Raw genomic sequence first — 14697 nt, 5'->3', positions numbered from 1 at the left:
AAAGGCCGAGGCGCTTGCATCGTCGGCATGCCCGCTCCCACATGATCATCCCTCTGCCTTATCGAGCACCATTCAGGCTCAGCCGTGGTTATTGTGACCATGGCCTCCGTGCCTGACACTCGACCCATTCCCATTGTCGCCATTGGAGTCCGGTATGAGTGAGTCAGTGCAGTTTCAGGATAAGGTCGTGATCGTCACCGGTGCCGGCGGCGGGTTGGGCCGTGCCCATGCGCTGCTGTTCGCCAGACATGGCGCGAAAGTGCTGGTCAACGACCTGGGCGGTTCCACCCAGGGCGAAGGCGCCAGTGCCTCGGCCGCCGACCGCGTGGTGGCTGAGATTCGCGAAGCCGGCGGCATCGCCGAAGCCAATCATGACTCTGTCACCGACGGTGACAGGATTGTGCAGAATGCCCTCGACGCCTTTGGCCGTATCGATGTGGTGGTCAACAACGCTGGCATTCTGCGCGACAAGACCTTCCACAAAATGGACGACAGCGACTGGGACCTGGTTTACCGGGTGCACGTCGAAGGCGCCTACAAAGTCACCCGTGCCGCCTGGCCCCATCTGCGTGAGCAGGGTTACGGCCGGGTTATCTTCACCGCGTCCACCTCGGGCATCTATGGCAACTTCGGCCAGTCCAACTACGGCATGGCCAAGCTGGGTCTGTATGGGCTGACGCGCACCCTGGCGCTGGAAGGCCGCAAGAACAACATCCTGGTCAACGCCATTGCTCCCACCGGCGGCACGCGCATGACCGAAGGCCTGATCCCGCCGCAGGTGTTCGAGCGCCTCAAGCCGGAGTTGGTCAGTCCATTGGTGGTGTACCTGGGCAGCGAAGCCTGCCAGGAAACCTCGGGGTTGTTTGAAGTCGGCGGCGGCTGGATTGGCAAGACCCGCTGGGAGCGCAGCCTGGGCGTGGGCTTTGATCCGGAGGCGGGCTTCTCGCCCGATGATGTGGCGGCGCATTGGCAACAGATCTGCGACTTCGAGGGGGCAGCGCACCCCAAGGACAATATCGAAGCGTTGAAGGAGATGATGGCCAATTTGCAGAAATACAGCCTGTGATCGTTGCTTGAAAAAGCTTGAATCCTACGGGGCGCTGATAGCGCCCCGTTTTATTCCAGGCATAAAAAAGGCCGCTGCATAGGCAGCGGCCGAAGTAAGACGTTGGATCAAGGAGCGACAAATCAACGTCAGTGAACACCGGTAATAGACTGAAAACAGTCATCAATCTATGTAAATCTGGCTTTCCTTCCGGTTGAGGAAGCGGGCCGTTTGCCCTGAAAGCCCGATAAGAATAGCCGCTTGTAACAAAATGAGTAATGCCGATTCGTGACAAGGACTGTTGCTGAATCAGCAACAGTTTCGACGTTCTCCATACATTCCCCTGATAACCCGCCATCCATCCAATGCATGCCTGCGCCCGGAGCCCCGGCCAGAGCGCTCAGTCATCCTTTTGAGTGACAACACGAATCCCTCCTTGGTGCGCTTATCGCTCCTGATGGGCGGCAGTAGGGTGGGGCCTTCTGTCACTCACCGGGGAAGACGCATGACAAGAACAACAATGCGCGCCATCTTCAGGCCACAGGCGCTGGCCGCTGCGGTTGCGTTGGGTTGCTGTGCTCAGGCACAGGCTATTTCATTCAACATTGGCGAGATCGAAGGGCAATTCGATTCTTCGCTGTCGGTGGGTGCGAGCTGGGGCATGCGCGACGCCGATAAAAAGCTGGTGGGCACCGTCAACGGCGGTACCGGCCAGGCGTCTACCGGTGATGACGGGCGCTTGAACTTCAAGAAGGGCGAAACCTTCTCCAAGATCTTCAAGGGCCTGCATGACCTTGAGTTGAAGTACGGCGACACGGGTGTATTCGTGCGCGGCAAGTACTGGTACGACTTTGAACTGAAGGATGAAGACCGCGAGTTCAAACCGATCAGTGACCACAACCGCAAGGAAGGCGCCAAGTCCAGCGGTGCGCAGATTCTGGATGCCTTCGTCTATCACAACTATTCGCTGGGTGATCTGCCGGGCACCGTGCGAGCGGGCAAGCAGGTGGTGAGCTGGGGCGAAAGTACCTTCATCGGTAACTCCATCAACAGCATCAACCCGATTGATGTGTCGGCGTTCCGCCGTCCGGGGGCCGAGATCAAGGAAGGGCTGATTCCGGTCAACATGCTGTTCGCGTCCCAGAGCCTGACCAATCAGCTGACGGTTGAAGGTTTCTACCAGTTGGAGTGGGACCAGACGGTGCTGGATAACTGCGGCACCTTCTTTGGTGGCGACGTGGCAGCGGACGGCTGCACCAACAACTACACCGTCGGGAACCCGGCAATCAGGCCATTGCAGCCTGTGGCGGCGGCGTTCGGCCAAGGATTTGGCGCGACCAGTGAAGGGGTCATCGTACGTCGCGCCGGGGACCGTGATGCACGGGATTCCGGCCAGTTCGGCGCCGCCCTGCGCTGGCTGGGGGACGACACCGAGTACGGCCTGTACTTCATGAACTACCACAGCCGCACGCCAACGGTGGGGACCATCACCAACAACACCAGCCTGGCCACCCTGGGTGCTATTTCCGGCACCGCCAACGGCATCGTGCCCGGCTCCGGCGCGGGCTTGGTCCAGAGCCTCATGCTCGGCCGTGGCCAGTACTACTTGGATTACCCGGAAGACATCCGCTTGTTCGGCGCCAGCTTCTCCACCACCTTGCCCACCGGCACCGCGTGGACCGGTGAGATCAGCTACCGGCCCAATGCCCCGGTGCAACTCAATACTACCGATCTGACCCTGGCCCTGATCAACCCCGTCGCCGGCCAGTTGGCCTCACCCATCCGCAGCAACTTCGGCGACGACAACAAAGGCTATCGCCGTAAAGAGATCACCCAGATCCAAAGCTCCATGACCCAGTTCTTCGACCAGGTCCTAGGCGCCGAGCGCCTTACGGTGGTCGGTGAAGCGGCCATCGTGCACGTCGCAGGACTGGAAGATAAAAGCAAACTGCGTTACGGCCGGGACTCGGTGTACGGCGCCTACGGTTTCCAGGGTGACACCGACGGTTTTGTCACCTCCACTTCCTGGGGCTATCGCGCGCGGGCGATCCTCGACTACAACAACGTGATTGCCGGGATCAACCTCAAGCCCAACCTGTCCTGGTCCCATGACGTCGCCGGCTACGGCCCCAATGGCCTGTTCAACAAGGGCGCCAAGGCCATCAGCGCGGGTGTCGACGCGGACTACCGCAACACCTACACCGCCAGCCTCAGTTACACCGACTTCTTTGGCGGCGACTACAACACCCTGACCGACCGCGACTTCCTCGCCCTCAGCTTCGGCGTGAACTTCTGATCTGGCTTAAACAAGGACAAACATCCATGCGTAAGACAATTGCAGTGTTGGCCCTGAGCCTGTTGGCCGCCAACGTGATGGCAGCGGTGTCGCCGGAAGAGGCGGCCAAGCTGGGCACCACCCTGACCCCGGTGGGCGCCGAAAAAGCCGGCAACGCCGACGGCTCGATTCCGGCGTGGACCGGCGGCATTCCGAAAAATGCCGGTGCGGTGGACAGCAAGGGCTTCCTGGCCGACCCGTTCGCCAGTGAAAAACCGCTGTTTGTGATCACCGCAGCCACCGTCGACAAGTACAAGGACAAACTCTCCGACGGCCAGGTGGCGATGTTCAAGCGCTATCCCGAGACCTATAAGATCCCGGTGTACCCAAGTCACCGCACGGTCAACCTGCCGCCGGAGATTTACGAGTCGATCAAGCGCAGTGCGCTGAACGTCAAGCCGATCAACGATGGCAACGGCCTGGAAAACTTCACCGGCAATCGCTACTACGCCTTCCCGATTCCCAAGAATGGCGTGGAAGTGCTGTGGAACCACATCACCCGTTACCACGGCGGCAACTTGCGGCGCATCATTACCCAGGCCACGCCGCAGACCAACGGCAGCTACACGCCGATCCGCTTCGAAGAGGAAGTGGCGGTGCCGCAGTTGATCCCGGACATGGACCCGGCCAAGGCGGCCAACGTGCTGACCTTCTTCAAGCAGTCGGTGACGGCCCCGGCGCGCCTGGCGGGCAACGTGCTGCTGGTGCATGAAACCCTCGACCAGGTAAAGGAGCCGCGCCTGGCGTGGATCTACAACGCCGGCCAGCGTCGCGTACGCCGCGCACCGCAAGTGGCGTATGACGGTCCGGGCACGGCCTCCGACGGTCTGCGCACCTCGGACAACTTCGACATGTTTTCCGGTGCCCCGGACCGCTACGACTGGAAGCTGGTCGGCAAGAAGGAGATGTACATTCCCTACAACAGCTACAAGCTCGACCAGCCGACACTCAAGTACGACGACATCATCAAGGCCGGCCACATCAATCAGGACCTGACTCGCTATGAGCTGCACCGCGTTTGGGAGGTGGTGGGCACGGTCAAGCCGAGTGAGCGGCATATCTACGCCAAGCGCCACATGTACATCGATGAAGACAGCTGGCAGGTGGCGCTGGTGGATCACTACGACGGCCGTGGCCAACTGTGGCGTGTCGCCGAGGGGCATGCGCAGTTCTACTACAACCACCAGACCCCGGCGTATACCGTGGAAACGCTGTACGACATCATCGCCGGGCGCTATATCGCGCTGGGCATGAAGAACGAGGAGAAGAGCAGTTTTGTGTTCGGTTTCAATGCCAAGGCGGCGGACTACACGCCAGCGGCATTGAGGGCCGAAGGCGTGCGCTGATCCCGATGTGAAATGCCCCCCCACTGTGCGAGCGTGTTCGCACAGTGGGGGGTGTATGCCTTGAATTTTATGCCCGCCAATCACCCTGCTGAATACTTCTTCAACAACCGCCGACCACAGGACTAGGGTAGGCGCCAGGTTGCATAACAATAAAAAGCAGGATGCAGCAATGACCGCCATGACCCGCTGCCTGGACCGTCCTGGATTCATGCCTCGGCTGTCCGCCCACCATCTGTTGCGCCCACGCTTGGCCGAGCCTTTGCTGGCGGCGCAGGTGAGGGTCAAGTTGTTGTGCGCGCCCGCTGGCAGTGGCAAAAGTGCGTTGTTCGCCGAATGCGCGCTACAGGCACCCAAGGATTGCCCGGTGCACTGGTTGCCGCTCAACGGTATTGCCCTGAGCCCCCTCGATCTTTGCCAGCGCCTGGCGCAGAACCTCGACCTGCCGTTCATCGATGAAGCGACACTGCTGTCGGACCTTGCGCGTTGGCAGGCCCCGGCGTGGGTGTTCCTTGATGACTTCTGCCGTTTGCCCGCGCCGGACACCGACGCCTTGCTCGATCGCCTGTTCACCGCCAGCAGCCCGGCGCTGACTTGGTGGCTGGGCACGCGGCGGCGCCCGCTGTGCAACTGGCCACGGCTGCTGCTTGACGATGAATTGCTGGAGTGCGGCGCAGACCTGGCGTTCAGCCCGGTCGAGATCCAGCAGCTGCTCACTTATGCGCCAGGGCAGTCCGTCGACCAGGTGCTGCAGTTCAGCGCCGGCTGGTGTGCCGGTGCACGCATTGCCTTGCTGGGTGACGGCCACCCGGAAAAGACCTTGCTCGATTACTTGCAACACGAACTGTTCAGTACCTTGCCACCCGAACTGGCCGAAGCCTGGCGCGTACTGGCCCATCTGCCGCGCTTCAATGCGGGATTGTGCGAGCACCTGTTCGGCTTTGGCGACGGTAATCAATATCTGCACGATCTGCAGGCCCTCGGCGCGTTTATCCAGCCCTGGGAAGACACCGAGTGGCTGCAGGTCTTTCCACCACTCGCCGATTTGCTGCGTGATGAGCCTTGGCCGGCCAAACGTTCATGGCACCGTCGCGCCTGCCAATGGTTCACCGCCGAACAGGACTGGCAGGCTGCGTTTGAACACGCACTGCTCGCCGAAGAATATGAAGTGGCGGTGAGCCTGTTGCAGCACTTCAGTTTCGAGGACCTGTTCCGCCAGCAGAACGCGATGCTGCTGTTGCGCCTGCATGAACAGCATGGCGATGAACTGATGCTCGGCTCGGCGCAGTTGGTCGGGTTGCTGACGGCGGCGTTGCTGTTCGCCGGGCGCTTCGAGCAGGCCGCGCAATGCATCCAACAACTGGCGCGGTTCGCGCCGCAGCCGACGGCGGCGAAACAGCGTTATCTGCTGGCCCGCTGGCAGGCGCAGTGGGGCTGGTTGCTGCATCTGGGCGGTGATGCCGAGCGCTCGCGGGAGCATTTCCTCGAAGCGCTACACGCCTTGCCCGACAGCGCCTGGACGTCGCGGCTGATGTGCCTCTCGGGCCTGACCCAGCAAGCCTTGCTGCGCGGTGAGCTGGACGTGGCCCAAGGCCTGAGCCGCGAAGCCTTGTGCCTGGCCCGCGCCCATGGCTCGTTGCTGCTCGAAGCCTTGTTGGAGCTGGACCACGCGCAACTGCTGGAACAGCGTGGTGCCCCATACCGGGCCCAGAGCCTGTTGGAAAATGTGCAGGCGATGTTGCTCAAGCAGCGCCTCAAGGCCGGGCCCTTGGTCGGGCGCATCGCCTTGAGGCGGGGGCATCTGGCGTTGCGCCAGGGGCAGGACAGCCTGGCCGCCGAGTGTTTCGAGGCGGGCTTGAAGATGTGCCTGCACAGCCAGGACAAGCGCGTGCTCTATGGGTTTCTCGGCCTGGCATTGCTGGCCGCCAACCGCGGTGACTACGCCCAGGCCTTTGTGCAGCTGCGCGACGCCGAACGGTTGATGCAACAACGTCAGGTGCCGGACACGGTGTATCGCGCGGTGTTGCTGCTGGTCAGTGGGCATTTCTGGTTGCAGCAGGGCCGTGCCGAACTGACGGTGGAAGCGGTGCGCCGCGTGCTTCGCCACTTTCGTGGGCCCCAGGCCAAACAGGCCCCGCCCGCCACCCTGGAATTGGTGCCGCGCCTGGAGTATCTGCTGGTGCTGGCTGAAGTGAAACTGGGGGCGGCCGATCAACCCGTGGCACGGCTCACGGCCTTGCTGGAAACCGCCCATCAGCGCGGCATGCTCTGCCTGGAAACCGAACTGCGCCTGGTGCTGGGCGAAGTGGCCTGGCAAGTCGGCGACTGTGCGCTGGCGCGCCGCTCGCTGCAAACCGGGCTGGAGTTGGCCGCGCGTTGCCAGGTGCAACAGGCGATTCGCGAACTGCGGTTGCGATCGCCGGGGTTGTTGAGTGAACTGGGCATGGAGCCGCAAGCGCCTGTCTCGGGTGCGGTAGAGAGTCCACTCAGTCAGCGCGAGCTGGAGGTGCTGCAGTTGATCGCGCTTGGCAACTCTAACCTGGAAATCGCCGACCGCCTGTTTATCTCCCTGCATACGGTCAAGACCCACGCGCGGCGTATCCACAGCAAGCTCGGTGTGGAGCGACGCACGCAAGCAGTGGCCAAGGCCAAGACCCTGGGGTTGATGGCCTAGGCGCAGAACGCCTGGCGGTATTCGCCGGGGGTGGCACCCATGGCCTGGCGAAAGCGATGGGTAAAGTGGCTGGCGCTGGAGAACCCGCACATCAAGGCGATTTCACCCAAGGGCAGGGCGCCACTGCGCAGCAGTGCCTGGGCGCGGGTGAGGCGGCGCGCCAACAGGTATTGATGGGGCGGCAGGCCGAAGCTTTGGCGGAACATCCGTGCGAAATGGTATTCCGACAGCGCGCACATCCCGGCCAATTGACCCAGGCTGATCGGGTCTTCCAGATGCTGGTCAATGTACTCCGCCAACCGCCGTCGCTGATGTGCCGCCAGCCCGCCTTTCAACCTCAGCCCTTCGCGGGCGCCGACCTGGCTGAGCAGGGTGTGGCTGAGCATTTCATGGGCCAGGCTGCTGGTCAGTAGGCGCTCGGCGGGCTCGTGCCAGTTCAGTGCGATCAACTGGTGAAAGCGCCGGGCCTGGCTGGCATCTTCCAGAAAGGTGCTTTCGCGCAGTTGCAGGGCGCGCGGTTCGCGGTCGAGCAAGGTGACGCAGCCCAGGGCGAATTGCTCCGGGCTGAAGTACACATGGGCCAGGCGGATTTCGCCGTTGATCACCCAGGCTGACTGATGCTCGGCGGGCAGGATGCACAACTTGTCCGGCCCGCCCTTGGTGCCTGGCTGGTCGCGCCGAAACGTGCCGGTGCCGCCGCCGATGTAGCACGACAAGGTGTGATGACTGGGCGCTTGGTAATCCTGGGCATCGTGATGGTTGCTCCACAAGGCCGCAGACAAGCCGTCACCGAGCTCGGCGCAGGCTTCAAGGCGTGCATTGGGCGAGCGGTTAAGGGCTTGAAAGACTTGCAGGGATTCCAGATCAGGCATGGTTCGTACTCTCCGACGCCTTGCATCCTACTCCGCGCGGCGGACGCTGTGCGCCCACCGCCCGACAAAAGCGCAAGATTGTGCAAGAGCGCGCGATGGGTCGCAGGCCACACTGTGGCTCAATCGATGGAGCCCGCTATGAACCTTTCCCTGTATTTACTCACCGTGTTGATCTGGGGCACCACCTGGATTGCCCTCAAGTGGCAACTGGGCGTGGTGGCAATCCCCGTGTCCATCGTTTATCGCTTTGGCTTGGCGGCGCTGGTGTTGTTTGCGCTGTTGTTGCTCAGCCGTAAGTTGCAGGTGATGAACCGGCGTGGGCACTTGATCTGCCTGGCCCAGGGGCTGTGCCTGTTCTGCGTCAACTTCATATGTTTTCTGACGGCCAGCCAGTGGATTCCCAGTGGGTTGGTGGCGGTGGTGTTTTCCACGGCCACGCTGTGGAACGCGCTGAATGCCCGGGTGTTTTTCGGCCAGCGGGTGGCGCGTAATGTGTTGATGGGCGGCGGGCTCGGCTTGATGGGCTTGGGCCTGCTGTTCTGGCCGGAACTGGTGGGGCATGCCGCCAGCCCGCAGACCTTGCTCGGTTTGGGGTTGGCGTTGCTCGGGACCCTGTGTTTCTCGGCGGGCAACCTGTTGTCGAGCCTGCAACAGAAGGCCGGGCTCAGGCCGCTGACCACCAATGCCTGGGGTATGGCGTATGGCGCGGCGATGCTTGCGACCTATTGTGTGGTACGCGGGATTCCCTTCGAAATGGACTGGAGTGCACGCTACATCGGCGCGCTGTGGTACCTGGTGATCCCAGGTTCGGTCATCGGCTTTACCGCGTACCTGACCCTGGTCGGGCGCATGGGACCGGAGCGCGCCGCTTATTGCACCGTGCTGTTCCCGGTGGTGGCGCTGAATGTGTCGGCGTATGCCGAGGGGTATCAGTGGACGGCGCCGGCATTGGCGGGGTTGGTGTTGGTGATGGTGGGGAATGTGTTGGTGTTTCGGCGGGTGAGGGTGGTTCAGGCTGTTAATCCGGTCCTCCAGGCAAAACAAATTTAATGGGGGAGCAGGCAAGCCAGCGCCCACATTCGAATAGTGTTGTCTCCTGCATTTGACCAGGGTTGTTTGGGTTATTTGAGGCCTAGGCGTTTGGCCATGCGGCCGAGGTTGGCGCGGTCCAGGCCGAGTTCGCGGGCGGCGCTGGCCCAGTTGTGCTGGTGGCGTTCCAGGCAGGCGCTGATCACCTGGCGCTGATACTGCTCGGTGGCCTGGCGCAGGTCGCCGGTCACAACGGGTGCGCTGCCGGTTTGCTCTTCGATCAACGGTGCGCTGACATCGGGCAGATCCAGGTCCTGGGCATTCAAACTGAGAATCTTCGGACGCTCGCGACAGTTGCCCAGGGCTTTCAGCGCGCTACGTCCGATCAAATGCTCCAGTTCCCTCACGTTGCCCGGCCAGTTATAGGCCAGCAGTGCCGCCTGGGCGTCGCTGGTCAGGCGCAGGCTGCCCAGGCCCATGCGTGAGCGGTTCTGTTCGAGGAAGAAACCGGCCAGCAGCAACACATCGCGCCCGCGTTCACGCAGCGCCGGTACTTGCAGCGGGTACACGCTGAGGCGGTGATAGAAGTCGGCGCGGTAGCGGCCATTGCGCACTTCATCGGCGAGGTCGCGGTTGGTGGCGGCGATCAGGCGCACATCCACCTGGTGCTCCTTGTCCGAGCCCAGGCGTTGCAATTGGCCGCTTTGCAGCACTCGCAGCAGCTTCGCTTGCACGGTGAGTGACAGCTCGCCCACCTCATCGAGGAACAGCGTGCCGCCATTGGCCAGTTCGAACTTGCCGCGGCGTTCGTTCAACGCGCCGGTAAAGGCGCCGCGCACATGGCCGAACAGCTCGCTCTCCACCAGGGTTTCCGGCAGGGCGGCGCAGTTCAGGCTGATCAGCGGTTTATCGGCGCGCGTCGAGGCGGCGTGGATGGCCTGAGCCACCAGTTCTTTGCCCACCCCGGTTTCGCCGGTGATCAGCACGGTGAGGTCACTGCCACCCACCAGCTTGATCTCCTCCACCAGGCGCTTGTGGGGTTTGCTTTGGCCGATCATTTCCTTGTGCTGCTGGCCGCTCGCCTCGCGGTAGATTTCGGCGCGCAGGGTCAGGCGCTCGATACGTTCGGCGACGTTGACGGTGGCGGCGGCGAGGCTGGCGAAGGCTTGCAGGGCATCCAGTTCAACGCGTTCAAAGCGCTCGGTGTCGAGGGCGTCCAATGTCAGCAGACCCCAGGGCTGATCGTCGACGAACAGTGGGCAACCCATGCAATCGTGGACTTCCAGGTGTCCGTGCAATCCATCGACCAAGCCGTCGTAGGGGTCGGGCAATTCGCTGTCACTGTCGAACCGCGTGGGTCCTGGGCTGCTCAGTAACACGGCAAAACGCGGGTGTTCGCTGACCTTGAAGCGTCTGCCCAGGGTGTCGGCGCTTAAACCGTCGACCGCCAGCGGCACCAGCCATTCGCCGTCCAGGCGCAACAGCGCGGCGGCGTCACAGGGGAGCAGGGCGCGCATGGCCTGTAATAGACGGCGATAACGCTCGCCTTCGGGCAGTTCACGGGACAGGTCGGCGACCAGGGGCAGCAGGGTGGTGAGCAGCGATTGCGCAGTCATAATGACTCCTTGTAGTCCTTATGACTATAAGGTGTAGGAGGTCATACTGACTACATTATAATTAACTCATTGAAAATAATAGATTTATTAGTTGGCACGAATGCTGAGTAGGTAATGGCAATCAGTAAAAAAGCCCAGGAGGCTCTCATGCTTAGTGCCCAAGACCGTGCCATCGTCAAATCCACCGTGCCCCTGCTGGAAAGCGGCGGCGAAGCGCTGATCACCCATTTCTACCGCATGATGCTGTCTGAGTACCCGCAAGTTCGCCCGCTGTTCAACCAGGCCCACCAGGCCAGCGGCGACCAGCCCCGTGCCCTGGCCAACGGCGTGTTGATGTACGCGCGGCACATCGACCAGCTCGACCAACTGGGCGACCTGGTGGCCAAGATCATCAACAAGCACGTGGCCTTGCAGATCCTGCCGGAGCATTACCCGATCGTCGGTGCCTGCCTGCTGCGCGCGATTTCCGAAGTATTGGGCAGCGAGATTGCGACCCCCGAGGTCATGAGTGCCTGGGGCGCGGCCTATGGCCAGCTGGCGGATATCCTGATCGGCGCCGAGGCCGCGATCTATGAAGAGAAAGCCCAGGCGCCCGGTGGCTGGCGAGGGGCGCGGCCGTTCCTGCTGGTCAAGCGTGTGGAGGAGAGTGACGAGATCATCTCCTTCTACTTTGCCCCGGCTGACAACGGCCCGATCCTCGCTGCCGCGCCAGGCCAATACATCGGCATGAAACTGCTGCTCGATGGTGAGGAAGTGCGCCGCAACTATTCCCTGTCGGCCCTGACCGACGCCGGCGTGTACCGCATCAGCGTCAAGCGCGAAGCCGGCGGGCGGGTGTCCAACTACCTGCATGACCAGATGCAGGTGGGGGCGACCATTGACCTGTTCCCGCCTTCGGGTGAGTTCACTTTGGCGGCCAGCGACAAACCGCTGGTGTTGATCAGTGGTGGGGTGGGCATCACGCCGACCTTGCCGATGCTCGAAGCGGCCCTGGCCACCGAGCGTCCGGTGCACTTTATCCACTGCGCACGTAACGGCGGGGTGCATGCGTTCCGTGATTGGGTGGATGCCCTGGCGGCCAAACACCCGCAGCTCAAGCGCTACTACTGCTACGCCGAAGATGACGGTGTAAGCCCCGCGGCGGACAAGGTCGGCCTGCTAAGCCAGGACCAACTGGCCGCCTGGTTGCCAGAGCAGCGTGACATCGACGCCTATTTCCTGGGCCCTAAAGGCTTCATGGCCGCGATCAAACGCCACCTCCAAGCCCTGGGTGTACCCGAGAAACAAAGCCGCTACGAGTTCTTCGGCCCGGCTGCGGCACTGGAATAAGGTTCGGGGTTAAACCGAGTCGGCATCGTCGCGGGCAAGCCCGGCTCCCACGGGGAAATGCGACCCCCCTGTGGGCGCTGGGCTTGCCCGCGATGGCGTCCGTACTGCCATAACATTTTTCCAGATTAATCCCCCGTTAACCCCTCTCTGTTTAAACCACTCCCTGTGTGTAAACTTGCGGCCATTGGCACAACCAAACAAAGGGAAGCGGATATGAGTGACGAATTGCGTTTAGGCAGGGAGCGGCGCTTTCTGGTGTTGCTGGGCATCATCTGCCTGGCGCTGATCGGCGGTGCGCTTTATATGCAGGTGGTGTTGGGCGAGGCGCCATGCCCGCTGTGCATCCTGCAGCGCTACGCCTTATTGCTGATCGCGATTTTTGCGTTCATTGGCGCGGCCATGCGCACCAAAGGGGCTCTCACGTTTTTCGAAGGGCTGGTGATACTCAGCGCCCTCGGCGGTGTGGCCGCAGCCGGTCACCACGTGTACACCCAGTTCTTCCCGCAGGTCAGCTGCGGTATTGATGTGCTGCAACCGATCGTCGACGACCTGCCCCTCGCCAAGGTGTTCCCCCTGGGCTTCCAGGTCGATGGCTTCTGCAGCACCCCGTATCCGCCGGTGCTGGGTCTGTCCCTGGCGCAGTGGGCGCTGGTCGCGTTCGTGCTGACCGTGATCCTGGTGCCGTTGGGCATTTACCGGAATCGCCAGCGCAAAGCCTGAGCCCGCCCTGAAACGCCCCGGTCCTTCTTGAGGGAAGACCGGGGCGTTTTTGCTTGTAGGGATTTGTGAACAGAACGTGACACCGGACAATTTTGGGTGCGCGCAGTGTGCGACATGTTGTCACACGGAAGCGTCCGCAGGACGTTTCTGACCCGCCGAACCGCCGCCAAAATTTGCATAAAACCGCCAAGATGTGCTGTCAGTTCGTGGTGGCGACAGGGCCGCGAACCTCACGCCGCGCCAGCAATTGCGTGATGTCCGAATGCCTTGTTTTATGGGGGCTTGCATCGGTTTGGCTTGCCCTTACAGCCCGTAAGGGCTGCGGCGGATGGGCCTATAACACGGCAATTTTTGTGGTTTTTGTTGAGAATCTAACGCGATAAGATCGCGAACCTTTGCAATATTGGTGAAGGATTATTGCTGTAATCGATAAAAATTATTTCTTTATAAGACATGGTTTATACATCGCTAGCTAACTACAATCGCCCGCACTGAATGTCCTGCGCTGTTCAATATTTGAGCACAGGAGCGGTCGAGGGGCAGATGGATGGCTCTGTGCGACCCCAAGGTTCCGGCAGCCTTTCAACTATCCGCACCAAATGGAATTGGTCTGTAACAAGGCCTTTAACCACGAAATCGAATAAGAACTCACCGCAGGTCCGTGAAACGCCCCCTTATGGCGTACCGGGCAGGCTCTTATTCAATCGAAGAGAAATGCCAACCCTTGGCAGGGTGAAGTGTTGGCGATCAAAACCCAACTGCATTGCGCAAGCTGCTTTAGAGGTCGTGAGATGAGTAAAAACAGGTACCCCCGATTACTAGGCTTTTTGCCGCTGCTTGGCATGATGTTAATGCTGGGAGGCTGCAAGTGGACCTTGATGGACCCAAAAGGACAGATCGGTCTGGATCAACGAAACCTGATCATCACCGCCACCCTGCTGATGCTGTTGGTCGTGGTGCCTGTGATCATCATGACCTTCGCCTTCGCCTGGAAATACCGCGCGTCGAACACCAACGCGACCTACGCGCCGAAGTGGTCGCACTCCACCAAGATCGAAATCGCGGTGTGGCTGGTACCGATCCTCATCATCATCGCCCTGGGTTACATCACCTATAAGTCGACCCATGAGCTGGACCCGTACCGTCCGCTGGAGTCCGACGTCAAGCCGATCAATATCGAAGTGGTCGCGCTGGACTGGAAGTGGCTGTTCATCTACCCGGACCTGGGTATCGCCACGGTCAACGAGATCCAGTTCCCGGAGAACACTCCGCTTAATTTCCGGATCACCTCCGACGCCGTGATGAACTCGTTCTTCATCCCAGCCCTGGGCGGTCAGATCTACGCGATGGCAGGCATGCAGACCCGACTGCACCTGATCGCCAACGAAAAAGCTGAAATGGAAGGCATCTCCGCAAACTACAGCGGCGCTGGCTTCACCGGCATGAAATTCAAAGCGATCTCGACGAGCCAGGAAGGTTTCAACGCCTGGGTAGCCGAAGTCAAGGCCGCACCTAAACAGCTTGATCAAGCTGAATACGATGCCCTGACCAAACCGAGCCAGAACAACCCAGTCGCTCTGTACTCCGCGTATGAGCCGAACCTGTTTCAGAAAATCGTCGACAAGTACGAAGGTATGAAGCCAGGCAAGCCGGTCAAGCACGAGAAGAAAGAAGTGGCCGCGGTTGAAGGTTCTGACACGGGCTCGCATTCAACTGCTGGGGCAGAGGAGTAAA

The 14697-nt window shown here is 61.2% G+C and carries 10 protein-coding genes; 8 read left to right on the top strand and 2 right to left on the bottom strand.

Annotated features, from left to right (window positions below):
• The first annotated feature begins 154 nt into the window (after positions 1 to 154).
• The 4 genes from PF1751_RS23170 to PF1751_RS23155 all read left to right on the top strand — a co-directional run bounded on the left by PF1751_RS23170 (position 155) and on the right by PF1751_RS23155 (position 7397).
• The gene (locus PF1751_RS23170) at positions 155 to 1066 is read left to right on the top strand and encodes an SDR family oxidoreductase (protein ID WP_044287858.1); all 912 of its coding nucleotides are present in this window, start codon (positions 155 to 157) and stop codon (positions 1064 to 1066) included.
• A gap of 484 nt (positions 1067 to 1550) precedes the next feature.
• Positions 1551 to 3341, top strand: coding sequence for a DUF1302 domain-containing protein (locus PF1751_RS23165; protein WP_074900745.1), 1791 nt, complete (start codon positions 1551 to 1553; stop codon positions 3339 to 3341).
• Positions 3342 to 3367: 26 nt separating this feature from the next.
• Positions 3368 to 4726 (top strand): DUF1329 domain-containing protein, encoded by a 1359-nt coding sequence (locus PF1751_RS23160; protein ID WP_042571625.1) that lies wholly within the window; start codon positions 3368 to 3370, stop codon positions 4724 to 4726.
• 169 nt (positions 4727 to 4895) lie between these two features.
• Positions 4896 to 7397: a LuxR C-terminal-related transcriptional regulator gene (locus PF1751_RS23155; RefSeq protein WP_044287853.1), complete on the top strand. Its 2502-nt coding sequence runs from the start codon at positions 4896 to 4898 to the stop codon at positions 7395 to 7397.
• On the opposite strand, the gene PF1751_RS23150 is transcribed toward PF1751_RS23155, so the two are convergent.
• Positions 7394 to 8269: a helix-turn-helix domain-containing protein gene (locus PF1751_RS23150; RefSeq protein ID WP_010206444.1), complete on the bottom strand. Its 876-nt coding sequence runs from the start codon at positions 8267 to 8269 to the stop codon at positions 7394 to 7396. The genes PF1751_RS23155 and PF1751_RS23150 overlap by 4 nt on opposite strands.
• Before the next feature lie 138 nt (positions 8270 to 8407).
• Between PF1751_RS23150 and PF1751_RS23145 the strand changes: the two genes are divergently transcribed.
• A complete protein-coding gene (locus PF1751_RS23145; protein ID WP_010206442.1) occupies positions 8408 to 9319 on the top strand; it encodes a DMT family transporter in 912 nt (303 codons plus the stop codon).
• Positions 9320 to 9390: 71 nt separating this feature from the next.
• Here the strand turns inward: PF1751_RS23145 and norR are convergent, their stop codons facing one another.
• A complete protein-coding gene (gene norR / locus PF1751_RS23140) occupies positions 9391 to 10914 on the bottom strand; it encodes a nitric oxide reductase transcriptional regulator NorR (protein ID WP_010206441.1) in 1524 nt (507 codons plus the stop codon).
• A 147-nt stretch (positions 10915 to 11061) separates the two neighbouring features.
• Between norR and hmpA the strand changes: the two genes are divergently transcribed.
• From hmpA to cyoA, 3 genes are all read left to right on the top strand, one after another.
• Entirely contained in the window at positions 11062 to 12243 is a 1182-nt protein-coding gene (hmpA, locus tag PF1751_RS23135; RefSeq protein WP_044287851.1) for an NO-inducible flavohemoprotein, read from the top strand.
• A 213-nt stretch (positions 12244 to 12456) separates the two neighbouring features.
• Positions 12457 to 12963, top strand: coding sequence for a disulfide bond formation protein B (locus PF1751_RS23130; RefSeq protein ID WP_010206438.1), 507 nt, complete (start codon positions 12457 to 12459; stop codon positions 12961 to 12963).
• Between the two features lie 791 nt (positions 12964 to 13754).
• A complete protein-coding gene (cyoA, locus tag PF1751_RS23125) occupies positions 13755 to 14696 on the top strand; it encodes a ubiquinol oxidase subunit II (protein ID WP_010206437.1) in 942 nt (313 codons plus the stop codon).
• Position 14697 lies beyond the last annotated feature (1 nt).

Origin of the sequence: Pseudomonas simiae (assembly GCF_000934565.1) — a bacterium.
Lineage (GTDB): Bacteria > Pseudomonadota > Gammaproteobacteria > Pseudomonadales > Pseudomonadaceae > Aquipseudomonas > Aquipseudomonas simiae.
The sequence above is the reverse complement of the archived record's forward strand: the minus strand, read 5'-3'. Positions and strand labels throughout refer to the sequence as shown.

Excerpts from the sequence above, each read along its gene's own strand:
- PF1751_RS23155 (WP_044287853.1), top strand. The coding sequence starts at position 4,896 with ATGACCGCCATGACCCGCTGCCTGGACCGTCCTGGATTCATGCCTCGG.
- PF1751_RS23165 (WP_074900745.1), top strand. The coding sequence starts at position 1,551 with ATGACAAGAACAACAATGCGCGCCATCTTCAGGCCACAGGCGCTGGCC.
- hmpA (WP_044287851.1), top strand. The coding sequence starts at position 11,062 with ATGCTTAGTGCCCAAGACCGTGCCATCGTCAAATCCACCGTGCCCCTG.
- PF1751_RS23160 (WP_042571625.1), top strand. The coding sequence starts at position 3,368 with ATGCGTAAGACAATTGCAGTGTTGGCCCTGAGCCTGTTGGCCGCCAAC.
- PF1751_RS23150 (WP_010206444.1), bottom strand. The coding sequence starts at position 8,269 with ATGCCTGATCTGGAATCCCTGCAAGTCTTTCAAGCCCTTAACCGCTCG.
- PF1751_RS23130 (WP_010206438.1), top strand. The coding sequence starts at position 12,457 with ATGAGTGACGAATTGCGTTTAGGCAGGGAGCGGCGCTTTCTGGTGTTG.
- PF1751_RS23145 (WP_010206442.1), top strand. The coding sequence starts at position 8,408 with ATGAACCTTTCCCTGTATTTACTCACCGTGTTGATCTGGGGCACCACC.
- norR (WP_010206441.1), bottom strand. The coding sequence starts at position 10,914 with ATGACTGCGCAATCGCTGCTCACCACCCTGCTGCCCCTGGTCGCCGAC.
- cyoA (WP_010206437.1), top strand. The coding sequence starts at position 13,755 with ATGAGTAAAAACAGGTACCCCCGATTACTAGGCTTTTTGCCGCTGCTT.
- PF1751_RS23170 (WP_044287858.1), top strand. The coding sequence starts at position 155 with ATGAGTGAGTCAGTGCAGTTTCAGGATAAGGTCGTGATCGTCACCGGT.